Here is a 26,277-nt window from a genome sequence, read left to right as displayed (position 1 = left end):
ATCTCTCCTCCGTTCAAACCGCCTTTTCCAGCCACAGCAGGGCGTCGCCCGGCCCGACCGGCCGCCCCTGCCGGCAGCTGATGCGCTTAACGATCCCGGCGCGCGGCGCGGTGACCGCCAGCTCCATCTTCATCGCCTCGACCACGATCAGCGGCTGCCCGGCCGCCACCGCCTGCCCCGGCTCCACCAGGATCTTCCACACGCTGCCGTTCAGATCGGCGCTGACCAGATCGCCGTCGATGGCGTCTTCTTCCACCGGCGGCAACAGCTGCGCCTCGGCCTCATCGTCATCGCTGCGCCAGCGCGCCACTTCGGCGCTGAACGCCTGTTGCTGACGATGCTGGAAATCGGCGATCGCCCCGGCGTTGTCGGCCAGGAAATGGGTGTATGCGGCGAAGTCGAACTCGCTCTCTTCGATGCGCACCTGCATGCGCCCTTCGCGGAACGCTTCGCGCTGCTCGTCCAACTCTTGCTCGCTGACCGGGTAGAAGCGCACCTGATCGAAGAAGCGCAGCAGCCAGGGTTCACCGGCGGTGAACTGCGAGTTTTTGAGGAATTTGTTCCAGATCGGCAGCGTGCGCCCGACCAACTGGTAACCGCCCGGCGAATCCATGCCGTAGATGCACATGTACATGCCGCCGATTCCGACCGTCCCTTCGGCGGTGTGGGTGCGCGCCGGGTTGTATTTGGAACTCAGCAGGCGATGGCGCGGATCGAGCGGCACCGCGCATGGCGCACCGAGGTACACATCCCCCAGCCCGAGGATCAGGTAGCTGGCGTCGAACAGAATGTCGCGTACCTGCTCGCGTCGGCTCAGGCCGTTGATGCGCTGAATGAAATCGACGTTGTTCGGCAGCCAGGGCGCCGAGGCGCGCACCGTCTGCTGATAGCGATCCACCGCCCCCAGCGTGGCCGAATCCTCGAACGCCATCGGCAGCCAGACGGTGCGCGTCGGCACCTTCAGCCGGCTGACGTCCCCCAGCGCCCGTTCGCGCGCCAGCAGGCGCTGCAACAGGTCGGCCTGGCTTATCTGCCGGCTGTCGTAGCGGATCTGCAGCGAACGCACGCCCGGCGCCAGCTCCGCCACGCCCGGGATCGCCTCCTGGCGCAGCGACTGCATCAGCAGATGAATGCGCAGGCGCAGCGCCAGATCGAGCACGTTGTCGCCGTACTCCATCAGGATGTAGCCGTCCCCCGCCTGACGATACGCCACCGCCGGGCGCCCCTCCGCCGCCGGCAGCGCCGCCAGCACCGCGGCGGAAACGGTATCCGCCGGGGCCAGATCCGGCGGTGGCAGGGTGATGGCCTTCACCGCCGCCAGCGCTTCGATGCTGCCAAGCTGCGCCTGCTCCAGCGACTGCGCCTGCCGGAAGCCGATCGGATGGAAACGGATGCGGTCGCCCGGCTTCACCTGCCCCACTTTCCACAGTTCGGCCTTGGCGATGGTCACCGGGCAAACGAAGCCACCGAGGCTGGGCCCGTCGCGGGTCAGGATCACCGGGAAGTCGCCGGTGAAGTTGATCGCGCCGATGGCGTACTCGCAGTCGTGCACGTTGGAAGGATGCAAACCGGCTTCGCCGCCGTCCTCCCGCGCCCACTCGGGCTTCGGCCCCGCCAGGCGCACGCCGAGGCGGTTGGAGTTGTAATGCACCTGCCAGTCGGTGGCGAAGAAGGCCTCTATCGATTCGGCGGTGAAAAAGTCCGGCGCGCCGTGCGGCCCATACAGCACGCCGATGTGCCATTGATCGCCGTAGTGCGGGATCAGGCTGTCGTCCATCGCCTGCGGCGCGGCGATCGGCGCCGGGGTGGTGCTGGCCGCCAGCGCCGGTTGAGCGATCGCCAGCATGTCCGCCACGCGCAAGGTGCGCCCGGCGTGGCCGCCGAACTGCCCGAGCGCGAAGGTAGAGCGGCTGCCGAGATATACCGGCACGTCGAAGCCGTTACGCACTGCCAGATAGGTGCGGCAGCCGTGCGTAGCGCGCCCCAGCGTCAGCACCTGCCCGGCCCGCACCGTAATCGGCCGCCAGTAAGCGACCGCTTCGCCGTCGAGATCGGCCGGGCAGCTGGCGCCCGTCAGCGCGATGGTGGCGTCGCAGTGAAAACGCAGCGTCGGCCCCTGCAGGGTAAATTCCAGCCCGGCGGCCGCCGGATGGTTGCCGACGATGCGGTTGGCCAGCCGAAACGCGAAGTCGTCCATCGGGCCGGACGGCGGCACGCCGATATCCCAATAGCCGAGGCGGCCGGGATAGTCCTGCACGCTGCTGTAGGTGCCGGGTTGCAGCACTTCGAGGCAGTGCGGCTGGAAACGCACATCGTCCAGCAGGCGCGTCCAGACGTCGCCGCGCTGAAATTGCGGCATGGCGATTACCTGCCGCAGATAGTCGAGGTTGGTGGCGATGCCGTGCAGACGGGTCGCCGCCAGCGCCACGCGCAGTTTTTCCAGCGCGTGCGACCGATCGGCGCCGTGGACGATCAGCTTGGCGATCATCGGGTCGTAAAACGCAGAGACTTCGCTGCCGGTCGCCACCCAGCCGTCGAGGCGCACGTCGGTCGGGAAATGCACCTCGGTCAACACGCCGGGGCTGGGCTGGAAGTTTTTCAGCGGATCTTCGGCATAGAGGCGCACTTCGATCGCCGCGCCCTGCGGCGCGCGGTGCAATGCCGCCCAATCCAGCGCGTCGCCCGCCGCCACCTGCAACATGCATTCGATCAGATCCAGACCGGTGACCATCTCGGTAACCGGGTGCTCTACCTGTAAGCGGGTGTTCACTTCCAGGAAATAAAACTCGTCGCGTGCGGCGTCGTAAATGAATTCCACCGTGCCGGCGCTGCGGTAATTCACCGACTCGCCCAGCGCCACCGCCGCCCGATGCAGCGCCTGGCGGGTCGCCGCCGGCAGGTGCGGCGCCGGGGTTTCTTCCACCACCTTTTGGTTGCGGCGCTGCAGCGAGCAGTCGCGCTCGCCGAGCGCCACCACCCGCCCCTGGCCGTCGCCGAAAATCTGCACCTCGACGTGGCGCGCCCGATCGACGAAGCGTTCGATAAAGGCGCCGGCGTCGCGGAAGAACTGCTCCCCCAGCCGTTTGACGCTATCGTACGCGTCGCGCAGCGCCGCCTCGTCGTCACAGCGCGTCAGGCCGATGCCGCCACCGCCGGCGGTGCTTTTCAGCATCACCGGATAGCCGATGCGCGCAGCGGCGGCAACCGCCTGCTCAACGTGCTCCAGCAAGCCGGTGCCCGGCGTCATCGGCACTCCGGCCAACGCCGCCAGCTCACGCGCCCGGTGCTTGAGGCCGAACTCGCGGATCTGCGCCGCCGTCGGGCCGATAAAGGCGATGCCCGCCGCCTCGCAGGCTTCGGCAAACTCGGCGCTCTCGGACAAAAAGCCGTAGCCGGGATAGATCGCCTGCGCGCCGGTGGCGGTGGCCGCCGCAAGGATCTTGTCGATGCGCAGGTAGCTGTCGGCGGCCTTGTCGCCGCCGAGCGCCACCGCCCTGTCGGCTTCGGTGACATGCGGCGCATTGCGGTCGGCGTCTGAATAGACCGCCACGCTGGTTATGCCCAGGCGTTTCAGGGTGCGAATGGCGCGGCAGGCGATTTCGCCGCGGTTAGCGATCAGTACGGTAGTAAACATGTTCATGCCCCCTTAACGCTGGCGAGATAGTTACGCCAGCCGCCAAACTCAGTGATATCCGTGGCGCCTTCCAACGCCCAGGCTTCGCAGATAAACCCCTTCACCCGCCGGCCGTCCGCCAGCAGCAGCGTGCCGATGCCCAATGGCGCCGGGATTTCCGCTACAAACTCGCCGAAACGGGCCAGCGGGATGTCCCACAGCTCAAGGTGGATCGCCGCCCCCTGTGCCGTGCGCGCCAGCCCCGGCTTTGGCGGCTCGGTATCGGCCAGCGCGTAGAGGCGGTAACAGGGAGCGGTAACGGTTTGCTCTACCCGCACCGCGTCGCGCTGCGTCAGCTGGACGTTGAGCGGCATGCCGCTGAGGTGAGCGCCTACTACCGCCAGACGCACGTGCCCTGTGGACGGTGCCGGCGCAGGCTGCGGCGGCAATACCCGGCCGATAGCCCCGAGCGGCAAGGCGCTTTGCCGTTGCCAGCGCAGGCCAAACGCCGCCAGCGCCCGGTCATGCCAGGCGGGCGCAATCAGGGTGATGCCCGCCGGCAGCCCGTCTTCGCGCAGCGGCCCCGGCAGCGCCAGCGCGCTCAGATCGGCCAGGTTGGTGAAATTGGTGTAAGTACCGAATTGCGAGTTGAACAGCACCGGCTCTTGCGCCATCTCCGCCAGGGTGCGGATAGTGGGCGCGGTCGGCACCACCAGCGCGTCGAACGGCGCCAGCCGCTGGGCGATTTGCCGCGCCAATTCGGCGCGCAGGTATTCCGCCTTGTAGGCGTCGCAGGCGCTGTAGCTCAGGCCGTTGCCGACGATGCCGCGCACCACCGGATCGATGGCCTGCGGGTTCGCTTCCAGCACCTGCTCAATGGCCACAGTGCGCTCCGCTACCCAGGGGCCGTAATACAGCTGTTCCGCCAGGATGCGAAACGGCGCGAAATCGAGGGGCTCCAGCGTGGCGCCGCCCGCCTGCAGCTGCGCCAGCGCACGATGAAACGCCCGCTCGGCCTGCACGTCGCCGAAAAACTCCAGCTGGGCGGGAACGGCGAAACGCGGCGCGGCGGGAATATCCGCCGGCGCGGTATGCGGATCGGCGCGGGAATAAGGATCTGCCGCGTCAAAGCCGCTCGCCAGCTCCGCCACCTGCGCCGCATCGGCCACCGTCAGCGCGAAGATCGAAACGGTGTCGTGCAACCGGCAGGCCGGCACCACGCCGCGGTTGGACAACCGCCCCTTGGTCGGCTTCAGCCCGACGATGTTGTTGAACCCGGCGGGTACGCGCCCCGAACCGGCGGTATCAGTGCCCAGCGCGAACGGCACCAGGCCGCGCGCCACCACCGAAGCGGAGCCGGAGCTGGAACCGCCGCTGACGTAGCGGTTGTCGAAGCTGTTGACCACCGCGCCATAAGGTGAGCGGGTGCCCACCAACCCGGTAGCAAACTGGTCGAGGTTGGTTTTACCGAGGGCGATCGCCCCGGCGGCGCGCAGCCTGGCGACCACGGTGGCGTCCGCCGCGGCCTGATAGGTGAACGACGGGCAAGCGGCGCTGGTCGGCCAGCCGCCGACGTCGATATTGTCTTTGATGGCAAAGGGTACGCCGAACAGCGGCAAGCAACTGAGATCGCCGGCGACCGCCTCTAGCCTCTGCGCCAGCTGCCGATACTGCTGCTCGCGCTGCGCCGGCGTGGCAAGATACAGCCAGGCGTTATCGTCCGGCTTCAGGCCGGCGATCAGCCTTTCGATCGTCGCACTGACGCAGGCGAGGCGCTCGCCCGCCGGACGGGTTTGATAATGGTGCTGCCATTCACTGAGGGTAAAACCGCACGCTTCAACAGGTTCGCTCATCGGCTGAATTCCATCTGGTACACAAGATGGGATTCAACAGAGCAACCGGCGTGCCAATTTTTAATCTCATGATTTCAATAAATTATAATTAAAACTTATGACAGCCCCGGCGAACGGGCTGCACCAGCGGCGCGCAACGGGAGAACAAAAAGAGTGCAGTAAGGGAATGATTCAGAGGAAAACCGGAGCGGCGAAACTCACCGCCCCGGAAGGACTATGTGGAATCAGTCGTTGATGCGTTTCAAACCGACCGGCGTAATGCAGTAGGTCTGTTGCTTGCCCTTCTCCGCCAGACGCACGTGCTGCATCTCGTTGACGATCGTCAGACGGTTGTCCGGCTCTTCATGCCGCAGATGGATCACCTCGCCGCCGTAGCCCGACAGCGGCAGCACCCAGGTTTTGGCCGGTTGATTCTGGCTGCCGATGATGTCGTAGCTAAGCAAGGTACTACCGTCCGCATCCGTCACGCTGAGGAAGGCGTAGCTGTCGGCAAAGTAGTGGTGAGCAATCCCCGCCGCCAACGTTACGGTCACGGTTTTCTTCACCAGATCGACGGCACAGGTCAGAAACTGGCGATCGCCGATCCCTTTGGCAGCCACGGTAAACGCATTGCCGACGTTGGCGCCCGGCGGCGTATTGCCGGCAGGCAGGCAATCCCGATAGGTCGCCAACAGTGACTCGCGCTGCGGCTCGGCGAAGGCGCCGATCGCCAGATAAATATCGTCCTTGAACGACGACGGCGCATAATAGGCCGGCAACAGGCGGCGCAAACGCTGCGCAGCCTGTTCCAGACGCGTCAGCAGCGCTTGTTCAGGATCGCCGGACAGCGCCGGGTTTTTCAGCCCGCTTTTTTCGATACGCAGCACGTTGGTTTTGTTTTTGTTATCGATAACTCCGGTCGCCGCCGGATTCAGGCGCACCCGGCTCGGCTCCACATGGTAAATTTCGATATCATCACCCTCGGCAAACGGCAGCTCGTCATGACTTAAGGTAGCCTGAGTGCCCTGAATCTCCTTGCTGAAGCGCACCGCGCCCTGTCGATCGCGCAGCGTCACCCGGGCATAGGTTTCACCCGGGAAGTAGGAGTGCGGCGTGGTGCTGGTCACGTCAACCACCACCGCCCCTTTGGCGCGATCGACGACCACGTTGGCGAAGACCGCATCGCTCAGGCCCAACAGATTGATCTCCTGTGAAACGATCGGCGAAGCAGCTTTACGCACGAAGCGAAGCGTCACCGCGTTTTTCCCCTGCTTCACCGTCAGGTAACCCGCCGTTGGCCGGTATTTGCGATCTTTGCCGGTCGGCAACCGCAGGGTGTACACGCCGATCGGCAACGCAGCCAGGGTCAGGGTCGGCGCGTCGATACGGACCTTGTGGGCATAGCGCGCCCCTTCCATCAGGATCAAATCCTCACCGTAGATCTGCGCAAAATCATCGATATCCAGACTCAGGGTGACATCGCCTTTCAGGCCGCTCGCCTTGAGCTGATAAGAATCGACCAGGCGCAGGGAGGAATCCAGCTTCAGCTGCGCTTGCACCGCCGGCAAACTCTGCGCATCCACCAGTTGATACAGCGGATATACCGCCTTGGCGTGGCTGAACGCGTTGAGATCGCGCTGCGTTTGCGTGATCACGCCGCCGGTCAACTCGACGAACGGCGTCACGTCGATCTGCTCGCCGGCCGCGGCGAAGCTTGCCGACAGCAGATCCAGCAAGGCATGTTCTGACGGCACGAAGCCCGGCGTATTGCAGCTTTGGCGATACTGCTGATTAAAGTGCGTGAAGGCGTTCTTGCCAGCCTTGTCGACCATCAGCATCGCGAAGAACAGCTTGGAGCGCAGATCCCACTGGTTGAGCGGCGTGCCTTGAGCGATCAGATCGACGATTTTCTTCTCGACGCCGGCCGCGTTGCCGTAGTTATACAGCCACCCCTCCCGGTACTTGCGTTCCCCCAGCATCACGTCCTGATAGCAAGCGGCATAAATATTGTTCCACATCTCACCGGTGGAGAAATATTTATCGCCCATAAAGTGCCCCTGATAGCCGTGCGCGATCTCATGCAGGCTGCCCCAGTTGCTGTCTTGTGGCGTCAGCCAGAAGCTGCTGACCGAGTCGCTGGTTTCCGCCGTCCAACGGCCGCCGTAATACGCGGCGCCGGCGCCGTGTTTATCGGCCTTCATAAAATAGCGGTTGTGAATATTGCGATCGGATTCATGTTCAGCCTCGAACGAGACGCCGGTCAGCGCATTGTAGAAAGTGAAAATGCGGTCGTAGTAAGCGATCAGCCCGTCGATGTTTTTCGCTTCGCCCAGCGACTTCAGCGCCGGTTTACTGATTTTCGGCACCAGCAATACGGCGTATTCCGCATCGATCAGGGCAAACTCGGCGTCCCGATCGTCCCAACGGGCAAAGAATGCGGCTTCGTTTTCGCCACGGCGATAAACCGGCAGCGCTTTCGCCGTGTCCGGATAGTCGAACTCCAGTACCGGTTCGCCCTGCCCGTACGGCGTATCGATAAAGGGTACCGAGACAGCATTGACCTGAGCCTCGACCCAGCTCGCGCCGACGCTGAATTCAGCCTCCGTTTTGCTGTCGTCATTCAGCAAGCGCAGCGTTAACTTGCCGGTAAACGCCGCGTTGGTCTGCCGCACGCGCAGCACCTGCCCGGCGGCGAGAATGATGCCCAGGTGCTGGCGATCGTGGTCGATGCCCTTGCTCATGCCTGCCGCATCCAGCCAGACCGGCCGGGTCAATGTGTAGAGTGATTGGGTTTTCGTGATGGTTGGCATCCTGCTTTCCTCATGGTTGGGGGATTGAATTGACCATGAAAAAGTAACCGGATAGGCGGCGCGCCCTCCATCGATGACGGATGGCTGAGGGCCTGTACAACAACGGCAGGCGGGAGAGAGATAATAAAAAAGGCGCAACCTTGCGATTGCGCCTGATGCTCGGTGAACGCTGCGCGTTACTCGCCGCGAACGCGCTGCGCCAGCCCTTTGAGGAAGTAGCGCAGCATCTGATCGCCGCATGGGCGGTAGTTCTTGGTGCCCTCTTTGCGGAACAGCGCGCTCAGTTCCGGCTTGGAGATGCGGAAGTCCACCGCGGTGAAGATCTGGTGCATGTCGGTGTCTTTCAGCTCGAACGCCACGCGCAGCTTTTTCAGCACCAGGTTATTGGTGATCGGCAGTTCAACCGCCGGCGCCGGGAACTGGTCGTCCTTGCCGCGTTTGAAGAACACCAGGCCGTTGAGGAAGTGCGCCATCACTTCGTCCGGGCACTTCTCGTAGCCCGGCTCGCCTTCTTTGATCACGTAAGCGTCCATCGCCGACACCGCCACCTCGAAATCGTCCAGTTTGATAATCTCGACCATTTTGGCGTTGTTAATGCTCAGCATATAGCGCACGCTGCGCAGCACGTCGTTGTTCATCATGGGATTGCATTGCCTTTACTTGTCTAACGGGGACGTGCGCACATTGCGAAACGAAATGACTGCCACACACCTTGAATGTGCGGCAGTATAGGGATCGGCAAGGGGTTTCTCAATCGATTTGGCTTTTTTGCTGATACAGCGGGATATCTTCGCCGATGATGTACTTGTTGCGCAGCAGCGAAGAGACCTTATCCATGATCATCACCACCACCACCAGGATCAGGGTGATGAACATCACCACGTCCCAGTTCCACAGCCGCATGTTCTCCGCATACACCAGGCCGATGCCGCCGGCACCGACGAAGCCCAGCACCGCCGCAGAGCGGGTGTTGGATTCGATCTGGTACAGGCTGAGCGCCAGGAAGGTGGGGAACGATTGGGTGAAGATGCCGTAGCGGTGCTTCTGCAACCCGTTGGCGCCCACCGCCGTCAGGCCGCGGCTGGGGGACTTGTCCACCGCCTCGTGCCCTTCCGCGTACAGTTTGCCCAGCAGCCCGACGTCCTGCATCACGATAGCCAACACCCCGGCCAGCGGCCCCATGCCGACGGCGCGCACGAAGATCAGCCCCCAGATAGCCATGTCGATGCCGCGCAGCACGTCGAGCAAGCGGCGCACCAGCACCGAAATCGGCCGCAGCAGCGGCGTCGACATCACGTTGCGCGCGGCGAAGAACGACAGCGGCAGCGCGATCAGCGACGCGGTGATCGTCCCGGCGAACACGATGGCGATGGTGATGCCAATCTGCTGGAAGTAGTACATGAACGGCCAGTTGACGAAGTCATGCCAGACGAACATGCGCAGGAAATAGCGCCCCAGTTGCTGGCAGCCGTTGATAAATTGCGGCCAGCTAATGCCGAAGACCAGGAAGAAGAACACGTAGTACAGCACGATCGCCAGCGCGATCAGGCCGACGGTGCGCAGGTAACGCCCCTGCTGCGCGAAGATCGCCGGATGCTGCTGTTTTAGCTGGCGCAGCGTTTCCGCCGACGCCGGAGTGCCCGCTGTCATTTTGCCCCCTCCACCACGCGCTTGCGCAGTTCGCCCGACACATAGTCGAGCACGGAAACCACCACGATGATCAGCAGCAGCGTCATGCTGACCTGATCGTAGCGGTCGAGTTTAATGTTGGTCATCAGCTCCTGGCCGATGCCACCCGCCCCCACCAGTCCCAAAATGGTCGACTGGCGGAAGTTGATCTCCAGCCGCATGAAGCTGTAGGAGAGAAACACCGGTTTCACCTGCGGCCACAGGCCGAAGCGCATGCGCTGCAGCGGCGTCGCGCCGCAGGCCGCCAGCCCGCGCACCGGCTTGTTGGAGGCGGTTTCGATCGATTCGTAGAACAGTTTGGTCAGGCTGCCGATGGTGTGCAGCGCCAGCGCCAGGAAGCCGGGAATGGCGCCGATGCCGAACGCCATCACGAACATCACCGCCCACGCCAGCTCCGGCATGGTGCGCAGAAACGCCACCAGCGTGCGGATCGCCAGCCGCACCGAGGCCGGAGTATAGGTGTTGCCGGCCGCCAGGAACGCCAGTACGGTCGCCACCAGCACCGAGAAAATGGTCGCCGCCAGTGCCAGTTGCAGGGTCTCCCAGATCAGCGGCAGCTGAATGTTCAGGCGGTAACCCCAATAGGCCAGCGAGCCTTCGGTGCGCCCGTCGGCGAACAGCAGGTGCCAGTGCAGCGTCGGAATGGTTTCGGCCAGGTAGTCGAAGAAGTGCGGAATAGACACCCAGACGGTGTGCAGGTTGAACTCGGCGAGGTTGCCGGCGCCCAGGTACAACACCACCAGCCCGAGCGACCACAACAGCGCTTCGCGCTTTTGCTTGCTGCGGATCCGTTGGTAATAGTGTGCGAAATCGGTATTCAAAACAGGTCTTCCATCTTTATGGAACAAGGGGTTCAGCACGCTGAACCCCTTCATTCGGACGGCCGAGGCAGCCGGGAATTAACGGTCGCCTTTGGTCAGCTCGCGCTTCATATCGATGATGTTCTGGTATTCCGCCAGGGTGGTGTCGCCGATGTGCTGCTTGCCGCCCATCGCTTTGATAAAGCACTGGTGATCGTCTTTATCCAGCTTCTTGATGGCGGTGACCACTTTGGCCTTGAAGTCGGCCGGCAGCGAGTTGCTCACCAGGATCGGGCCGTTCGGGATCAGCGGCGACTGCCAGATGATGCGGATCTGTTTCATCAGGTCTGGGTGATCCATGCGGATCATGCGGGTGAACGCGCCGCTGGTGTAGCCGGTGTTGTAATCGCCGATCATCGACGCCCAGGTTACCGCACCTTCGAACTGGCCGTTCAGCACGCCGAGGATGTCCTGCTCGTGGCCGCCGGAGAAGGTGACGCTGGAGAAGGTGTTGTTATATTTGTTGTCGACCGTGCCGCCGAACAGCTTTTTAAACGCCTGGTTCGGGATCAGGAAGCCGGAGGTGGAGTCCGGATCGGCGAAGCCGATGGCCTTGCCCTTCAGGTCTTCCAGCTTCTGGTACGGGCTACCGGCCTTCACCACCACGACCGAGTGGTAGCCACGCGACTGGTCGACGTCGTCGACCGCGATGCCGACGATGTCCACCGCTTTCGGATCCTTGATATAGACCGAAGCGAACGAGGACGGCGACATGCTCAGCACCAGATCAATCTTGCCGCCCAGCAGGCCCTGGATCACGCCGGAATAGTCGGACGAGTTGCGCAGCTTGGTATCGACGTTCAGCTCTTTATCCAGGAATTGCTTCACGCACTGGTTATCGCCGATCTGCTGGGTGGCGTTCTGGCCGCCGAGAATGCCCAGGTTCAGCTCTTTCGGCGCATCCGCTGCGGCAGCATTAAAGACCATCATCGCGCCGGCCATCAGGGTGGTCAGACTCAATACTTTTTTCATTAGGTGTGCCTTGTGTGTAAAGGGTAAAGGTCAAAAGTGCTTCAATGGATCTGATTGGCTTCTTCGCCATACAGCTGGTGCAGGATCCGTTCGTTCAGTTGCGAAGGATGCCCGTCAAACACGATCTTCCCGTGGGCGATGCCGATCACCCGCGAGCAATACTCTTTCACCAGTTCGACCGAGTGCAGGTTCACCATCACCGCGATGCCGTCTTCGCTGATTTTCTGCAGCGCGTCCATGATGCGGCGGGTGTTTTTCGGATCGAGCGACGCCACCGGCTCATCGGCCAGCAGGATTTGCGGGTTTTGCATCAGCGCACGGCAGATGGCGACGCGCTGCATCTGGCCGCCGGAGAGGTGCTCGGCGCGCTGCAGCGCATGCGGCAGCATGTTGAGCCACTGCAACAGCTCGATGGCGCGAGCGCGGTCGGCGTCATCGAACAGTTTGAAGAAGGATTTCAGGGTAGACGTGTGGCTCAGACGCCCCAGCAGCACGTTGGTCATCACGTCCAGCCGCGGCACCAGGCAGAAGTCCTGGAAGATCATGCCGCAGCGCGCGCGCCACTGGCGCATCTGGCGGCCGGCAAGCTGGGCGATATCCTGCGCCACGCCATCGTCTTCGAAGTGCAGCATCTCGCCGCAGCTGGAAGGGATGGTGCCGTTCAGGGTGTGCAGCAGCGTGGACTTGCCCGCGCCGGAACGGCCGATCACCGCCACGAACTCGCCGGCGTGCAGATCGAAGTTGATGTCATCCAGCACGCGCTGCTGCGCTTTGTAGGCCTTGCCGAGTCCCTTTACCGATAACACTTTGCGGGATGCGGCGGCGTGCTGCCCTGGGAAGTCGTGCTGTGCCAATTTTAACAGTGCCTGAGCCATATGATTTCTCTGGTTTCAGTGGCTAATCATTATGGGCACCTATTAACGAATAAGTTTATGACAGTGGGATGATGGTTTTATGGCCGGGGCGTGACGCGTGACGCCCCGGCGTGCGCATCATTCCAGGCTAAAGAAGTCCAGCCCCAGCGCCGCCTTGACCTGCTGCAGCGTCTGCTGGCTGACCTGATGCGCGCGGCGGGTGCCGTGCTGCAGGATGCGCGTCAGCTCGCCTTTATCGGCGATGAATTCGGCGCGGCGGGTGCGGATCGGCTCGAGCAGGCTCTGCAGGCAATCCTCCAGCAGCCGTTTGATTTTCACGTCCCCCAACCCGCCGCGGCGGTAATGCGCCTTCAGATCCGCCACCAGCGCGGCGTCGTCGCAGAAGGCGTCCAGGTAGGTGAACACCATGTTGCCCTCCACCCGGCCGGGATCGCTGACGTTGAGATGACCGGGATCGGTGAACATGCTCATCACCGCCTTGTGCACCTCGTCGGCGCTGGCGCCAAGCTGGATGGCGTTGCCGCGCGATTTCGACATCTTGCCCTGCCCGTCCAGCCCCGGCAGACGCCCGACGTTGCTCAGCAGCGGCTGGCACTCCGTCAGTACCGGTTGGCCGACGATATGGTTGAAACGCCGCACGATCTCGTTGGTTTGCTCCAGCATCGGCAGCTGATCCTCGCCGACCGGCACGTGGGTGGCGCCAAAGGCGGTGATGTCCGCCGCCTGGCTGACCGGATAGATCAAAAAGCCGGCCGGCAGGCTGCGGGCGAAATCCTTCTCGGCGATTTCATTTTTCACCGTCGGGTTGCGTTCCAGCCGCGCCACGCTGACCAGGTTGAGATAGTACATCGTCAGCTCGGCCAACGCCGGCAGCGCCGACTGCAGGCAGATCGTGGTCTTGTGCGGATCGATGCCCACCGCCAGATAGTCGGCCACTACGTTGAGCACGTTGGCGCTGATTTTTTGCGGGTTGTTGCCGTTGTCGGTCAGGCCCTGCAGATCCGCCACCATCACCGTTTGGTTATGCTGGTGCTGCAGTTCGACGCGCTGGCGCAGCGAGCCGACGAAGTGGCCTAAATGCAGTGGGCCGGTGGCGCGATCGCCGGTAAGAATGGTGTAACTCATGGCAGTGCTCCTGAAGGTCAGTACACCGCCGGATCAACGCCACAAAAAATAATGCCGCCAAACCGGCGGCATTAAAAAGAGATGTGAATACTCGTGCCGCCTCAGAAAAGGCGCCACCATGACTGATTGTGGGTGGAAGGCATCGATATATTCATGCCATCAAGGTATACCCGCAGCGGCAGCACGTCAATAGCCCGCCGCCGGTGCGTAAGACGGCGTTACACTCCGGCATTTGCGTTCCTGGCCCGGCGCGCTAGGGTAAAACCTTCAACCTGAAAAAGGAGCGCATGATGAAGATCGGATTTGCCGGACTGGGTGGGATGGGCAGCGCCATGGCGGCCAACCTGTTGCAGGCGGGCCTCGCATTAACGGTATGGAACCGCTCGCCGCAGGCGGCGCAGCCGCTGGTCAGCGCCGGCGCGCGGCAGGCCGAGCGGCCGGAACAGTTGGCCGATGCCGATGTGCTGATCACCATGCTGGCCGACGACGCCGCCACGCAGCAGGTGGTGGTGGGCAGCGGGTTGCTGCAACGAATGAAACCGGGCGCGTTGCATATCAATATGGCGACCATCTCGGTCGAACTCGCCAAACGCCTGACGGCGCTGCATGCGGAACACGGCATCGGCTATCTCGCCGCGCCGGTGCTGGGCCGGGTCGACGTGGCCGCCGCCGGCAAGCTGAATATTCTGGCGGCCGGCGAGAGCGAGCTGCTGAAGAAAGCGCAGCCGCTGTTCGATGCCCTCGGCCAGAAAACCTGGCACTTCGGCGCCGATCCGGCGCAGGCCAACGTGGTCAAGATCGCCACCAACTTTACCTTGGCCAGCGCCATTGAAGCGATGGCGGAAGGCAGTGCGCTGGTGCGCAACTATGGCGTGTCCGGCGCCGACTATCTGCAGATGCTGAGCAGCACCGTCTTCGCCGCCCCGGCCTATCAGGGCTATGGCGCGCTGATCGCCGCCGAGAAGTATTCCCCGGCTGGATTCCGGCTGGCGCTGGGGCTGAAGGACGTCGGGTTGGCGCTGGCCGCCGGCGCCGACAGCCATACGCCGATGCCGTTCGCCGGGGTGCTGAAAGACAACTTCCTCGACGCGATGGCGCAGGGGGATGCGGATCTGGATTGGGCGGCGCTGGCCAAGGTGGCGGCGCGGCGGGCAGGACTGAAATAACGAACGGGGGCCGAGGCCCCCGTTTTTCCGTAATCAGAACACGATGTCCACCGCAGGCACGGCGCGGATCGGCACGCCGAAGCTGTCGATATTCGACAGCGTCTCGTTATGGTGGGTGCGGATCAGCAGGCCGTCGGCATAGGATTTGTCGTGGCAGGTATGAGCATCCGCCGCCAGCGTCACCGGATAACCGCGCGCCGCCGCGCTACGCACCGTGGTATCGATGCAAAACGGCGTGGAGTAGCCGCACACCACCAGCTGCGAAACGCCGTTGGCGATCAGCAATGCGCCCAGCGAGGTGCGCAGGAAGGAGTCCGGCGTGGTTTTCTCCACCCGGTGGTCGCCCGGCGCCACCGTCAACGCCGCAAGCACTTGCCAGGCGGCGCTGCCGTGCGGCAGTTCGTCGTCCGGCGTGTGGTGCTGAATCACGACAACCGGCGCGCCGGCCCGACGGGCGCGCTCGCTCAGCAGATTGATGCGCGCAACGGTGCCCGTGGCATCCGCCGGCGGCGGCGTAAACAACCCTTCCTGCACATCGATAATCAACAGCGCGGCGGTCATGGCAGCTCCTGAAGAGTCAATCGCATCAGCACACCGGCTGGCGCGGGCGGAAAATATGGTCGACGCCCTGCTCGCGCAGCCGGTTCACCAGATCGTGCCCGCCGTTCGGCGTGGCGTGCGCCAGTTGGCGTTCGGCGGTAAACACCGGGCTGGCCCAGAACAGGTTCACCGGGTCGCCGTACTGCTGCGGCAAAGCCAGGTGCGCGTTATGTGGGTAGAAGGACGACGATAAAATATAGCCCTCGTAGCCCAGCGGCGCCACGTCCGACTCCAGCGTATGCCCTTCGCCGATCCAGGTTAGCCGCGCCCACGGCGCGTGCGCGAAACCGGCCAGCGCGCTGGCCATCTGCACCGCGTTGTCTTCGGTCATGTATTGACTGTCGATGGCGATCGCCATCTCCATGCGGCGATAGCGCGAAGCCTCGTCGTTGAACAGGATCTCCACCCACGGCATCGGCCGGATGCTGACCCCCATGGTGAGAAAGTAATAAATGCCGTCGCGCTCGTGCTGGGTGATGGCCATCGGCGGCCACTTGCCCTGATCGATGGCGTAGTATTTTACCGAGGGGCCGAAATGCTGCTCATAGCGCGCCTGAAAATCGCGCTGCATCTTCGGCCACGGATTGCCCTCTTCACGCTGCCAGCTGCGCCAGAATTGGCGGGTGCTCTCCGCCTGCGCATATTGCGTGTTGGTCGAGGCCGAGCCGAGCGGATAGGCCAACGGGCTCTCCTTGATGCAGCTGGCGGAATAGCACACCGAATGGTCGATATACAGGCTCCAGCCGGGGATCACCGCCAGCAGTTGGCCGTAATACCACAGGGCTGCGCCGTCGTCGCTTTCGCTCCACACCACCATCAACCCTTCCGGGTTCAGCGGCGCTTCCCCTTCCAGGTTGCGGCAAAACTCCGCCGCCAACATCGGCGGCTGCCCTTGCTCCAGCGCGGCGCGATCTTCCTGCAGCGGCGCGGCGGCCAGATTGCGCAGCCAGCAGGCACGCACCTGATAGCGATCGCTGTAGGCTTCGGCGGGATAGATGTAAAAATAGGCTGCCCGGTGATCTTGCTGAACCACCGCGACCAGCGTCTGGTTCTCATTGCTGACTTCAGCAAGTACGTATGATTCGTTCATATCACCTCAATAGGGTCAGGGCGCGGCAGAATCGGCTGCGCGCCAAAAATGGAATGTGCCTTTGCCCCCAAGTGTAAAACGCATTACTGGCCGGATCACCCGTAAAAGTCTCAAAAGCGGCCGTAAACGAAGATAAACAAAGACTAATTATAGCGGCTGTGGCTTATGACGGCTGAGTAATGCGCCGCACCGCGCGCTGATAGGAGCCGTTGCGCATCGACGCGCCCAGCACCTTGCCGAGGCCTGCGGCGCCCGTTCGCACCAGCCGCCGCCGCAGCGCGCCCGGCTGAAAACCGAACTGCCGCTGCGCCCAATCGGGCAACAGATCGATGCCCGCCTGCATCACCACCCTGCCGAGCGGGCGCGCCAATGCGCTCGGCGCCGGCGCCTTCAGCAGAATGCGTGCCACCTCTTGAGTCCGTTCGTCGCACACCAACTGCGGCCGCATCGTCTGCAGGTACTCTTCGACCTCCGCGCAGGACTGGGGGATGGCGGTCGCCCCCAACGCAGCGGCTATCCGCGCCGCTTCGCGATAGTATTGATCCTGTAAATCGCGGGAAAGATGGGGATTGCGGTAGCGCAGGTGGCTGGCCAGAAAACGGCTGCTCTCCGCCACGTGAACCCAGGTGAGCAGCGCTGGATCGCTGGCGGCATAAGGCGTGCCGTCGCTGCCGACGCCGGTCACCCGCAGATGGATGGCTTTGACTTTGGCGATCAGCCGCTCCGCCTCGGCGGTCGGGCCAAAGGTGGTGACCGACACGAACTGGCTGGTGCGGCGCAGGCGGCCAATTATATCTTCACGGAAGTTGGAGTGATCCCACACCCCGGCCAGCGCCAGCGGGTGCAGCATTTGCAGCAGCAAGGCGCTGACGCCGCCACACAGCATCGGGGTGAAATCGCGGTGTACCTGCCAGATGACCGACTGCGGGCCGAACAACCCCGGATCGCCCGGCGGGTTCTCGAAGTCGACGCCGCCGAGCGCCAGCCCGGTCAGGCTGAGCACCTGTTTTTCTATCGCTGCGCGTACCGCTTCCATCCTGCCGCCCTCTTGCTGGTTCAGCGGCCAGTGTATCATGCGGCGAACGCCTCATTGCGCCATGGGCGGTTGAAAGCATTAACTTGCTGAATTACAGTTGTTATACCGCTTGCAAGAAGGCGGGCTTATTCGATCCACTGCAGAGGCGCTTTGCAGGGCGTTAACCCACGTTAATTCGGCACTAACCCCACAAAACCTCTATCTAGTTTCTTTTCCTTCAACTTAGATAGCAGAGAGTTCGATGATTACCATCAGAGCACGCGCGGCGGAAGACAACGCGCAATTGGCAGATATCTGGCTGCGTTCGGTGCGCGCCACCCACCATTTTTTAACCGAAGACAACATCGCGCAGCTGTTCCCGCTGGTGTTGAATGACTACCTGCCCGCGGTCAACGTCTGGGTGGCCGAAGACCGACCGGGGCATCCCTGCGGCTTTATCGGCCTGAACGGCAACAAGGTGGAGATGCTGTTTATCGATGCCGATCAGCGCGGCCAAGGCGTGGGCAAAGCGCTGTTGACCCACGCGGAAACGCTGCACGATGAGCTGCAGCTGGACGTGAACGAGCAAAATCCGCAGGCCAGCGGCTTTTACCGCCACTATGGGTTTGTCATCACCGGCCGCTCGCCGCTCGACGGCCAGGGCAACCCGTTCCCGCTGCTGCACATGAAGCTGGACAAACGCTAGCCCGCCATCGCCGGCCGCCCTGCGGCCGGTTTTTCCCCTCCACGTTTCGCCCGCCGTTATATATATCAAACAAGAATAAGTAATAGATTTTACATTCTTCCTGTCACTATAAACCCTCGGTAGGATTGCCCGGTATTCACCCGCAACAGCGGTTCCGTCCGCCACTTCCCGCCGGGCTGTGCCCCGCCGATAAGCCGAACGATCCCTGTCCGGCGCAACGCGTTCCGGACGGAATGCTGTGATGTATCGATAAGGATTCGCTTCGCTATGATCGTTCTTTCGAACGTTTGCAAAACTTTTGACAGCACTCAGGGCCCCGTCGTGGCGGTAGACGACGTCAGTCTGGCGGTAGACGCCGGGCAAATTTACGGCATCATCGGCTACAGCGGCGCCGGTAAAAGCACGCTGATCCGCCTGCTCAACGGCTTGGAAACACCGACCCGCGGCCGCATTGAGGTGGGCGGTTTCGACATCGCCCGCGCCAAAGGCAGCCATCTGCGCCAGGCGCGGCTGAAAATCAGCATGGTGTTTCAGCACTTCAACCTGCTGTGGTCGCGTACCGTCAGCCAGAACATCGCGTTTTCCATGCAGATCGCCGGCGTGCCCAAGGCGCGGATTGCGCCGCGCGTGGCGGAGTTGATCGCGCTGGTCGGCCTGCAGGGGCGCGAAGACGCCTACCCGTCGCAGCTCAGCGGCGGCCAAAAACAGCGCGTCGGCATCGCCCGCGCGCTGGCCAATAACCCGAGCGTGCTGCTGTGCGACGAGGCCACCTCGGCCCTCGATCCGCAGACCACCGACGCCATTCTCGATCTGCTTCTGGACATCAATCGCCAGCTGAAACTGACCATCGTGCTGATCACCCACGAGATGCACGTGGTGCGCAAGATCTGTCACCGCGTGGCGGTGATGGAGAACGGCCGCATCGTCGAAGAAGGCCCGGTGCTCGACGTCTTCACCCGACCGCAGCAGCCGATCACCCGGCAGTTCGTCAAACAGGTGTCGCAATATGCGGACGCCGAAGAGAGCTTCAACCCACGGCTCACCGCCCACCTGCCGGGCGCGATCTTCAAGCTGACCTTCGTCGGCGTGCAAACCCATCAGGCGGTGATTTCCGAGGTGATCCGACGCTACGCCCTGACCGTCAACATTCTGCACGGCAAGATCAGCCACACCCTCAACGGTTCGTACGGCGAACTGTACATCCACGCCGAAGGCAACGAACAACAGGTCGCCGACATGCTCAAGTTGCTGAACGAAAGAAACATCGCCGTCGAGGTTATCCAACATGATTGAATCCCTGTTCCCCCACCTGCGTCTGGATCAACTGTGGGACGCCACCTGGGAAACGCTGTACATGACCGGTCTCGCCGGTTTGGCCACGCTGGTGCTGGGTATGGTGCTCGGCGTGCTGCTGTTTTTAACCTCGAAAGGGCAGCTGTTGCAGAACCGAGCGGTCTACTCGCTGATCTCCGTGCTGGTCAACGTCTTCCGTTCCATTCCGTTCATCATTCTGATCGTACTGCTGATTCCGTTCACCAAGTCGCTGATCGGCACCATTCTCGGCGCCGACGCCGCCCTGCCGGCGCTGATCGTCGGTGCGGCGCCGTTCTACGCCCGGCTGGTGGAGATTGCGCTGCGCGAGGTCGACAAAGGGGTGATCGAGGCGGCGCGCTCGATGGGTGCCAAAAACCGCACCCTGATTTTCCGCGTCTTGCTGCCGGAGAGCTCGCCGGCGCTGGTTTCCGGCATCACCGTCACTCTGATCGCGCTGGTGAGCTACACCGCGATGGCCGGGGTGATCGGTGCCGGCGGCCTGGGCAACCTGGCCTATCTGGAAGGGTTCCAACGCAACCACAGTGACGTGACGCTGGTGGCGACGCTGACGATTCTGCTGATCGTTTTCGTCATTCAGTTCATTGGCGACACCCTGACAAGAACGCTCGACAAACGTTAATTAACCAAGGAAAACGATGATGAAAAAGCACCTACTGATGTTGGCTTTCGCCTCCGTCGCCACCCTCGCCTCCTATGGCGCCGCCGCGGCGACCAAGCTGGTGGTCGGCGCCTCCAACGTGCCGCACGCCGAAATCCTCGAACAGGCCAAACCGATACTGGCGAAGGAAGGCATCGATCTGCAGATCAAGCGCTTTCAGGATTACATTCTGCCGAACACCGCCCTGGCCAGCCACGACATCGACGCCAACTACTTCCAGCACGTGCCTTACCTGAACTCGGTGCTGAAAGACCATGCCGATGACAAGAGCTACGACTTCGTCAGTGCCGGCGCGATCCATATCGAGCCTATCGGCATCTACTCGAAGAAGTACAAAAGCCTGAAAGATCTGCCGGACAACGGCAAAATCATCATGCGCGACGCAGTGGCGGAAGAAGGCCGTATCCTGTCAATCTTTGAACAGCAAGGCGTGATCAAGCTGAAACCGGGGGTGAGCAAGGTGGATGCGCGCATCGCCGACGTGGTGGAAAACCCGAAACACCTGAAGTTCCAGGCCAACGTTGAGGGCGCGCTGCTGCCGCAGATGTACAACAACGACGAAGGCGACGCGGTGGTGATCAACGCCAACTACGCCATCGACGCCGGGTTGAATCCCACCAAAGACCCGATCGCGGTCGAAAGCGGCGAAAACAACCCGTACGCCAACATCATCACCGTGCATAAAGCCGACGTGAACAAACCGGAGATCGTGGCACTGGTGAAGGTGCTGCACTCCAAGCCGATTCAGGACTTTATTCGCGAGAAGTACCAGGGCGCGGTGATCCCGGTCAATCAGTAATGCTTTACGGTGCCCGGTGAAAACCGGGCCCGTTATTACACCTTATTGCCTATCTGGCTGAGCCGCGGCCACACCAGCATCAGCGCCTCGAGCAACCGCAACAGATCGCCCCGGTTTGCCCCTTCGCGCGCCTGCACCGACATGCCTTCAATGGTGCAAATCACGTATTTCGCCAGCAGCGCGGTGTCGGTTTTCGCCAGCAGTTCGCCTTGTTGCACCTTGCGATCGAAGCAGGCTTTCAGCGCCGCTTCCTGCGCATGATGTTTCTTGCGCAGCATCTGGGCGACGTCGTCGGAAGCGGACGATAGCGCGGCGGAGGCACACACCATAAAGCAGCCTGACGGCGTATCGGGGTCGGTAAACACTTCGACGGAAGAACGCACGTAGGCCTCGACGATCTCGGCCACCGGCAACGCCTGTTCCAACAGTTGGTTGGTGCAGGCGGTATATTTTTGCAGATAGCGCTCCACCGCCGCGCGGAACATCCCTTCCTTGTTGCCGAACTCCGCATACAGCGTCGGTGCTTTGGCGCCGGTCACTTCCACCAGATCGGCCAGCGAAGTGGCTTCATAACCGTGCCGCCAGAACAGATCGAGCGCGCTTTCCAGCGCCCGGTCGCGATCAAATTGTTTCGGTCTGCCACGGCTTTTCTTGCCGCAGACCGTTTCATTGATGCTCATCGCTCCTCTCCTATCCCGCTCCACGGCAGGGTTAGCACAAATAACTTAACGATCATTATAAAAAAATATTGCGCCCGCGTCGAGAACCGATTAGCATTTAGTTATCGATCGTTAAGAAAAATTAGCGAACCGGATTAACACCCTCTATTCACCGTTATCGGAAAGGAATTAACATCATGAAAAATTTAAAATTAACTCTAGCAGCCCTCGCACTGGCCAGCGTTTCCTTCGGCAGTTTCGCCGCTGATTTAGTCAGCAGCCAACCGGCCGACCAGCAGAAAGTGGGCGTCATCACCGTCAGCGGCGCATCCGATCTGACCTCACTGGAAAGCAGCCTGGCTGCGAAAGCCGATCAGGCCGGTGCAAAATCCTTCCGCATCATCGGCGCCGGTGGTAACAACCAGCTGCACGGCACTGCTGAAATCTATCAATAACAAAGCATTACACTCACGGACTGCACGACTTTCTGCTCACCACGCCAGGGCGTAAGAAAAAATTAATTAACGAGCGTTAAAAAAACACTTGCAATCCGTCAAACCGGCATCTAACATTAAATTATCGATCGTTAATTAATTTAACGACCTTACCAAACAAACATTGTAAAGAACACAGATAGGAAATAAGACCATGAAAAACCTGAAAATGACCATCGCCGCCATCGCACTGGCCTCCGTCTCCTTCGGCAGCTTCGCCGCCGAACTGGTCAACGCTCAACCGGCCGATCTGCAAAAAGCCGGCGTCGTCACCGTCAGCGGGGCATCCGACCTGAGCAGCCTGGAGAACAAACTGGCGGCCAAAGCCGACGCGGCGGGCGCAAAATCCTTCCAGATCATCGCGACCACCGGTGACAACAAGCTGCACGGCACCGCGATCATCTACAATTAATTGCCAGACCGGCAATAGTGCAAAAGGGCGGCTTAGGCCGCCTTTTGTTTGTTTTGACGCCAACATTCTGTTGTAAGCTGTAGCCACCTTTTCTTGCTGAGCCGAGCAACGCCATGACTCCCCTGCTGTTCCACAAATATCACGGGCTGGGCAACGACTACCTGGTGTGTCACCGTGCGGTCGCCGACCGCTTGAATCAGGAGCAAATTCGTCTGCTGTGCCATCCGCATTACGGCGTCGGTTCCGACGGCCTGCTGATCGACAGCGGCGACGCCGTCAATCCCACCCTGCGCATCATCAACCCGGACGGATCCGAAGCGGAGAAAAGCGGCAACGGTCTGCGCATCTACGCGCGCTATTTGTTCGACAGCGGCCGCATAGGGCATCAACCGTTTCTGGTGCACACCGCCGGCGGCGACGTGCGCTGCCAGGTAGCGGAAGACCCGCATCAGATCACCGTGGAGATGGGGCGCGCCAATTTCAGCCCGGCGGCCCTGCCGGCGTTGATCGATCTGCCGGAGGCGCTGAACTACCCGTTGCCGCTGGAGGAAGAGACCTTGAGGGTGTCGCTGGTGTCGATGGGCAACCCGCACTGCGTGGTGCCGGTTGAAAAACTGGATCTGGCACAGGTGCGCCGGCTGGGGCCGCAGATTGAACGCCATCCGCTGTTCCCGAAACGCACCAATGTACAACTGGTGGAAGTGGTCGATCGCCAGACGCTGCGCATCGGCATCTGGGAGCGCGGCGCCGGTTTCACCCTGGCCTCCGGCAGCAGCAGCTGCGCCGCCGCCAGCGTGATGCGCAAGCTGGGACGAGTCGACGATCGGGTCAGCGTACGGATGCCGGGCGGCGAGCTGCAGATCGCCTTCAGCGGCGACTTTCAGGTCAGCATGCGCGGGCCGGTGCATAAAATCGCTACCCTGACGCTGGACGAAGATTGTTTTGCCGGCGGCGCGGGGTTGTTTACGGGATCCACCCCAGCAGCCTGAACCACAAATAGTCCAACGGCACCAGCAGCGCGAAGCTGAGCAGCGCCAGCAACAGGCACAGCTTCAGCCCCTCGCGCGCCGGCACTTTGCCCATCCCCATCGCCACCACGATCGGCGCAGCCTGATACGGCAGCAGCGGAGTGGCGTAACCGATCACCTGGGTCATCAGCACCGTCAGCAGCGGTAAACCGCTGCCCGCCGACAGCGCCTCCGCCAGCGGGGTAAACAGCGCCGGCACGCCATTGGCGGTCACCACGAAATTGAGCAATGCGGTGATCCCCACCAACGCGCCGAACGCGGTGAACGGCTTGCCGTGCAGATCCGGTATCGCCGTCAACAGCACGCCGCCCAGCCGATCGCCAAGACCCGAATGGCTGACCAGCGCGGTCAGGCCCAAGATCCCCGCGACATAGATGCAGGTGCGCACGTTGACCCCGACGGCGAACTGCTCGCCGTTGAGAAAACCGATGCGCGGCAGCAGGCAGCAACACGCCGCCGCCAACCCCACCCAGGCGGGAGCGATGCCGTGCCAGCTGTCGGTCATCCACAGCAGCACCGTGACGCCCAACAGCGCGATCAGCCGCCATTCGGCGGCGCTGAGCGGAGGTTGCGCCGCCATGGCCGCCACCGGCTGCGGCCGGGCGCGAAACAGGCCGCAAATGCACAGCGTCAGCAGCGCGCCTTTGGCTACCCCGAGAACCGGGGCGTGCAGCAGCAGATAAGTGAGATAAGCGAAGTGGCTGCCGTAGGCATTTTCCGCCGCGCCGCTCATCACCAGGTTGGGCACGTTGGCCGGCAGAATGCTGGCGGAGAGCTGGAAGGTGCCGAACCCCACCGCCAGCGCCAAACCGATACGGCCGCGTGACCCTTCCGCCAGCCCGGCGCGCTCGGCCAACGCCATGACGATCGGCATCAGCAGCGTGATGCGCCCCATATTGGAAGGCATGACAAACGCCAACGCATAGCTTATCGCCACTACGCCGCCCACCAGGCGGAGCCAGGAACCGGACAGATGCGGCAAGAGTCGGTTGGCCAGGCGATCCGCCAGCCCGGTGCTGCGGATGGCGGTGCCCAGTACGAAGCCACTGAGCACCAGCCAGAATGCGGAAGACGCAAAACCGGAAAAGGTCACCGCGGCGGGCGCCAGCTGCAACACCATCACCGCCGCGAAGAACAGCAGCGCGACCACATACTCCGGTAAACGGGCGCTGGCCCAGAGCACAATGACCACCAGCGTAACCAGCGCAGACAGCGCCATCGGATCCCCCAACATCCTTCTCCTCCCTGATAAAACGTTATGATTGTTATCAAACGGTTAACAGGGTGACACAAGGCGCGGGCGCTAACCTTGAAACCGCTCACATATCGTCGTTCTGCAGATTTTTCAGCATGCACACGTTGCAGCCGTGGTGGCCGGTATTGCCGCGCCGCTCCGTCAGCAGCGTGAAACCGAGCGCGTAGTACAACCCGATCGCCTCTTTCAACTGCTCGGTGGTTTCCAGGTAACAGTAGCGATAACCCGCCGCCCGCGCCGCCTTCAGCGCCTGCACCACCATATGGCGCGCCATGCCCAATCCGCGCGCGCCGGGTTTGAAGAACAGTTTCTGCAGTTCGCAATAGCCGGGCTCTTCGCCGGCCAGCGGCGCCATGCCGACGCCGCCCACCACCTGCCCGTCCCGCTCCAGCACCCAATAGCGGCCGCCGTTGTCGCGATACAGGCCGGTCAACCGATCGAGATCCGGATCGTGCAGGCTGACCCCCTCCATCTTGTCCATGCCGTACTCGCGAAACACGCCGCGAATGATCGCCGCCATCGCCGCATCGTCGCGCGCGGCGATCGGCCGTACCCGCAGGTTGGCGTCGCGCTGTTTGCGCGCGCTGCGCAGCGCCGCGGTCATCTTTTTCATCGCCGCAGTGGTGCTCGCCAGCTCATCGTCGTCCAACTGCGCCAGCGCCGCCTGCATAAAACCGTCGGCGTCGTTCTCGATGCTGGCCAGCGTCTTGCCGCCCGGTTTACTCAACCGATGGAGGCTGTGCCGCTTGTCATCCGGATGATCCACCGTCTCTATCACGCCGGCGGCGACAAGGCTGCGCAACGCCCGGCTGGCGCTGGCCTTGTCAATGCACAATCGGGCCGCCAACTCCGTGACGCCGAGCGGCTGCTCGCTGACTTCGATCATCAGATGGATCTGCAGCGGCGAAAAGCGCGAGCCGTTGCTCTGCTTGTTCAACATGCCGAATTCTCTGACCAAACTGCGCGCCAATGCTCTGAAATCCCTGATGTTCACAATTGATATCCCCGATTCTCTACCGATGAAAAATAACACTTAGTTGATAGTGTTACCTAATTTTTACTACCTTACCGGATCATCAAGCCGCCATGAACCCCGGAATAACACAGGAGCTGATGCAAAACGTAACATTAATCAATACAACAAACTGGTTAGTTAAAATATTTCAGGATTAATAGCCATATATTTACGATTAAAAAGACAATAACCCAGACAAAAAATACACAATCGTGAAAAACGCTGTAATGAAGAGAGAAAATCGATACTAATCCATTGCATTCCAACAG

23 protein-coding genes are annotated in these 26,277 nt (G+C 62.0%); 8 read left to right on the top strand and 15 right to left on the bottom strand.

The genetic code is table 11. The features are described from left to right. Positions 1-13: 13 nt before the first annotated feature. The 9 genes from uca to trpS form a co-directional block, all read right to left on the bottom strand. Positions 14-3,634, bottom strand: a complete 3,621-nt coding sequence (gene uca / locus GKN89_RS08220) for an urea carboxylase (RefSeq protein ID WP_154746754.1) — start codon at positions 3,632-3,634, stop codon at positions 14-16. Positions 3,635-3,636: 2 nt separating this feature from the next. Continuing rightward, positions 3,637-5,466 (bottom strand): allophanate hydrolase, encoded by a 1,830-nt coding sequence (gene atzF, locus GKN89_RS08215; protein WP_154746753.1) that lies wholly within the window; start codon positions 5,464-5,466, stop codon positions 3,637-3,639. Positions 5,467-5,690: 224 nt separating this feature from the next. Beyond that, positions 5,691-8,255, bottom strand: a complete 2,565-nt coding sequence (locus GKN89_RS08210) for a putative mucin/carbohydrate-binding domain-containing protein (RefSeq protein ID WP_154746752.1) — start codon at positions 8,253-8,255, stop codon at positions 5,691-5,693. 176 nt (positions 8,256-8,431) lie between these two features. After that, positions 8,432-8,896: a DUF1456 family protein gene (locus GKN89_RS08205; protein WP_154746751.1), complete on the bottom strand. Its 465-nt coding sequence runs from the start codon at positions 8,894-8,896 to the stop codon at positions 8,432-8,434. A 109-nt stretch (positions 8,897-9,005) separates the two neighbouring features. Next, entirely contained in the window at positions 9,006-9,905 is a 900-nt protein-coding gene (gene phnE / locus GKN89_RS08200; protein WP_019454694.1) for a phosphonate ABC transporter, permease protein PhnE, read from the bottom strand. Then, positions 9,902-10,765 carry a phosphonate ABC transporter, permease protein PhnE gene (phnE, locus tag GKN89_RS08195; protein WP_019454695.1) on the bottom strand — a complete coding sequence of 288 codons (864 nt, stop codon included), beginning with the start codon at positions 10,763-10,765 and terminating at the stop codon, positions 9,902-9,904. Before phnE (GKN89_RS08195) ends, phnE (GKN89_RS08200) begins: the two co-directional genes overlap by 4 nt. 78 nt (positions 10,766-10,843) lie before the next feature. After that, positions 10,844-11,776: a phosphonate ABC transporter substrate-binding protein gene (gene phnD, locus GKN89_RS08190; RefSeq protein ID WP_019454696.1), complete on the bottom strand. Its 933-nt coding sequence runs from the start codon at positions 11,774-11,776 to the stop codon at positions 10,844-10,846. A gap of 41 nt (positions 11,777-11,817) precedes the next feature. Beyond that, a complete protein-coding gene (gene phnC / locus GKN89_RS08185) occupies positions 11,818-12,651 on the bottom strand; it encodes a phosphonate ABC transporter ATP-binding protein (RefSeq protein WP_019454697.1) in 834 nt (277 codons plus the stop codon). Positions 12,652-12,768: 117 nt separating this feature from the next. Next, positions 12,769-13,776 (bottom strand): tryptophan--tRNA ligase, encoded by a 1,008-nt coding sequence (gene trpS, locus GKN89_RS08180; RefSeq protein WP_019454698.1) that lies wholly within the window; start codon positions 13,774-13,776, stop codon positions 12,769-12,771. A 290-nt stretch (positions 13,777-14,066) separates the two neighbouring features. On the opposite strand from trpS, the gene GKN89_RS08175 reads away from it, so the two are divergent. After that, complete coding sequence (locus tag GKN89_RS08175; RefSeq protein WP_019454699.1) at positions 14,067-14,942, top strand: NAD(P)-dependent oxidoreductase; 876 nt, start codon at positions 14,067-14,069, stop codon at positions 14,940-14,942. A gap of 33 nt (positions 14,943-14,975) precedes the next feature. Here GKN89_RS08175 and GKN89_RS08170 read toward each other — a convergent pair whose 3' ends face one another. From GKN89_RS08170 to GKN89_RS08160, 3 genes are all read right to left on the bottom strand, one after another. Continuing rightward, positions 14,976-15,503 (bottom strand): cysteine hydrolase family protein, encoded by a 528-nt coding sequence (locus tag GKN89_RS08170; RefSeq protein ID WP_019454700.1) that lies wholly within the window; start codon positions 15,501-15,503, stop codon positions 14,976-14,978. A gap of 25 nt (positions 15,504-15,528) precedes the next feature. Next, on the bottom strand, positions 15,529-16,632 hold the full coding sequence (locus tag GKN89_RS08165; RefSeq protein WP_074054776.1) for a suppressor of fused domain protein: 1,104 nt from the start codon (positions 16,630-16,632) through the stop codon (positions 15,529-15,531). A gap of 163 nt (positions 16,633-16,795) precedes the next feature. Next, complete coding sequence (locus GKN89_RS08160) at positions 16,796-17,668, bottom strand: oxygenase MpaB family protein (protein WP_154747045.1); 873 nt, start codon at positions 17,666-17,668, stop codon at positions 16,796-16,798. Between the two features lie 241 nt (positions 17,669-17,909). Between GKN89_RS08160 and GKN89_RS08155 the strand changes: the two genes are divergently transcribed. The 4 genes from GKN89_RS08155 to GKN89_RS08140 all read left to right on the top strand — a co-directional run bounded on the left by GKN89_RS08155 (position 17,910) and on the right by GKN89_RS08140 (position 21,145). After that, a complete protein-coding gene (locus tag GKN89_RS08155) occupies positions 17,910-18,353 on the top strand; it encodes an acetyltransferase (protein WP_004939500.1) in 444 nt (147 codons plus the stop codon). Positions 18,354-18,620: 267 nt separating this feature from the next. Then, entirely contained in the window at positions 18,621-19,646 is a 1,026-nt protein-coding gene (locus GKN89_RS08150) for a methionine ABC transporter ATP-binding protein (RefSeq protein ID WP_019454704.1), read from the top strand. After that, positions 19,639-20,307, top strand: coding sequence for a methionine ABC transporter permease (locus GKN89_RS08145; protein WP_019454705.1), 669 nt, complete (start codon positions 19,639-19,641; stop codon positions 20,305-20,307). The genes GKN89_RS08150 and GKN89_RS08145 overlap by 8 nt, the downstream gene beginning before the upstream one ends. A 19-nt stretch (positions 20,308-20,326) precedes the next feature. Next, positions 20,327-21,145, top strand: coding sequence for a MetQ/NlpA family ABC transporter substrate-binding protein (locus GKN89_RS08140; protein ID WP_019454706.1), 819 nt, complete (start codon positions 20,327-20,329; stop codon positions 21,143-21,145). A 35-nt stretch (positions 21,146-21,180) separates the two neighbouring features. Here GKN89_RS08140 and GKN89_RS08135 read toward each other — a convergent pair whose 3' ends face one another. Continuing rightward, positions 21,181-21,825 carry a TetR/AcrR family transcriptional regulator gene (locus GKN89_RS08135; protein ID WP_019454707.1) on the bottom strand — a complete coding sequence of 215 codons (645 nt, stop codon included), beginning with the start codon at positions 21,823-21,825 and terminating at the stop codon, positions 21,181-21,183. Between the two features lie 176 nt (positions 21,826-22,001). On the opposite strand from GKN89_RS08135, the gene GKN89_RS08130 reads away from it, so the two are divergent. The 3 genes from GKN89_RS08130 (at position 22,002) to dapF (ending at position 23,699) form a co-directional block, all read left to right on the top strand. Next, on the top strand, positions 22,002-22,259 hold the full coding sequence (locus tag GKN89_RS08130; RefSeq protein WP_019454708.1) for a DUF1471 domain-containing protein: 258 nt from the start codon (positions 22,002-22,004) through the stop codon (positions 22,257-22,259). Between the two features lie 193 nt (positions 22,260-22,452). After that, a complete protein-coding gene (locus GKN89_RS08125; RefSeq protein WP_004939517.1) occupies positions 22,453-22,710 on the top strand; it encodes a YdgH/BhsA/McbA-like domain containing protein in 258 nt (85 codons plus the stop codon). A 113-nt stretch (positions 22,711-22,823) separates the two neighbouring features. Next, complete coding sequence (gene dapF, locus GKN89_RS08120) at positions 22,824-23,699, top strand: diaminopimelate epimerase (protein WP_063918980.1); 876 nt, start codon at positions 22,824-22,826, stop codon at positions 23,697-23,699. On the opposite strand, the gene GKN89_RS08115 is transcribed toward dapF, so the two are convergent. Then, entirely contained in the window at positions 23,674-24,972 is a 1,299-nt protein-coding gene (locus GKN89_RS08115) for an SLC13 family permease (RefSeq protein ID WP_063918979.1), read from the bottom strand. The two genes, dapF and GKN89_RS08115, sit on opposite strands and share 26 nt — an antisense overlap. An 85-nt stretch (positions 24,973-25,057) precedes the next feature. Then, positions 25,058-25,963, bottom strand: a complete 906-nt coding sequence (locus GKN89_RS08110) for a helix-turn-helix domain-containing GNAT family N-acetyltransferase (protein ID WP_154747044.1) — start codon at positions 25,961-25,963, stop codon at positions 25,058-25,060. Positions 25,964-26,277 lie beyond the last annotated feature (314 nt).

Origin of the sequence: Serratia sp. YC16 (assembly GCF_009707615.1) — a bacterium.
Classification (GTDB): Bacteria; Pseudomonadota; Gammaproteobacteria; order Enterobacterales; family Enterobacteriaceae; genus Serratia; species Serratia surfactantfaciens.
Note: the sequence above shows the minus strand (reverse complement) of the source record. Positions and strands in the feature narration are given on the sequence as shown.

Excerpts from the sequence above, each read along its gene's own strand:
- uca (WP_154746754.1), bottom strand. The coding sequence starts at position 3,634 with ATGTTTACTACCGTACTGATCGCTAACCGCGGCGAAATCGCCTGCCGC.
- atzF (WP_154746753.1), bottom strand. The coding sequence starts at position 5,466 with ATGAGCGAACCTGTTGAAGCGTGCGGTTTTACCCTCAGTGAATGGCAG.
- GKN89_RS08210 (WP_154746752.1), bottom strand. The coding sequence starts at position 8,255 with ATGCCAACCATCACGAAAACCCAATCACTCTACACATTGACCCGGCCG.
- GKN89_RS08205 (WP_154746751.1), bottom strand. The coding sequence starts at position 8,896 with ATGATGAACAACGACGTGCTGCGCAGCGTGCGCTATATGCTGAGCATT.
- phnE (WP_019454694.1), bottom strand. The coding sequence starts at position 9,905 with ATGACAGCGGGCACTCCGGCGTCGGCGGAAACGCTGCGCCAGCTAAAA.
- phnD (WP_019454696.1), bottom strand. The coding sequence starts at position 11,776 with ATGAAAAAAGTATTGAGTCTGACCACCCTGATGGCCGGCGCGATGATG.
- phnC (WP_019454697.1), bottom strand. The coding sequence starts at position 12,651 with ATGGCTCAGGCACTGTTAAAATTGGCACAGCACGACTTCCCAGGGCAG.
- trpS (WP_019454698.1), bottom strand. The coding sequence starts at position 13,776 with ATGAGTTACACCATTCTTACCGGCGATCGCGCCACCGGCCCACTGCAT.
- GKN89_RS08175 (WP_019454699.1), top strand. The coding sequence starts at position 14,067 with ATGAAGATCGGATTTGCCGGACTGGGTGGGATGGGCAGCGCCATGGCG.
- GKN89_RS08170 (WP_019454700.1), bottom strand. The coding sequence starts at position 15,503 with ATGACCGCCGCGCTGTTGATTATCGATGTGCAGGAAGGGTTGTTTACG.
- GKN89_RS08165 (WP_074054776.1), bottom strand. The coding sequence starts at position 16,632 with ATGAACGAATCATACGTACTTGCTGAAGTCAGCAATGAGAACCAGACG.
- GKN89_RS08160 (WP_154747045.1), bottom strand. The coding sequence starts at position 17,668 with ATGGAAGCGGTACGCGCAGCGATAGAAAAACAGGTGCTCAGCCTGACC.
- GKN89_RS08155 (WP_004939500.1), top strand. The coding sequence starts at position 17,910 with ATGATTACCATCAGAGCACGCGCGGCGGAAGACAACGCGCAATTGGCA.
- GKN89_RS08150 (WP_019454704.1), top strand. The coding sequence starts at position 18,621 with ATGATCGTTCTTTCGAACGTTTGCAAAACTTTTGACAGCACTCAGGGC.
- GKN89_RS08145 (WP_019454705.1), top strand. The coding sequence starts at position 19,639 with ATGATTGAATCCCTGTTCCCCCACCTGCGTCTGGATCAACTGTGGGAC.
- GKN89_RS08140 (WP_019454706.1), top strand. The coding sequence starts at position 20,327 with ATGAAAAAGCACCTACTGATGTTGGCTTTCGCCTCCGTCGCCACCCTC.
- GKN89_RS08135 (WP_019454707.1), bottom strand. The coding sequence starts at position 21,825 with ATGAGCATCAATGAAACGGTCTGCGGCAAGAAAAGCCGTGGCAGACCG.
- GKN89_RS08130 (WP_019454708.1), top strand. The coding sequence starts at position 22,002 with ATGAAAAATTTAAAATTAACTCTAGCAGCCCTCGCACTGGCCAGCGTT.
- GKN89_RS08125 (WP_004939517.1), top strand. The coding sequence starts at position 22,453 with ATGAAAAACCTGAAAATGACCATCGCCGCCATCGCACTGGCCTCCGTC.
- dapF (WP_063918980.1), top strand. The coding sequence starts at position 22,824 with ATGACTCCCCTGCTGTTCCACAAATATCACGGGCTGGGCAACGACTAC.
- GKN89_RS08115 (WP_063918979.1), bottom strand. The coding sequence starts at position 24,972 with ATGTTGGGGGATCCGATGGCGCTGTCTGCGCTGGTTACGCTGGTGGTC.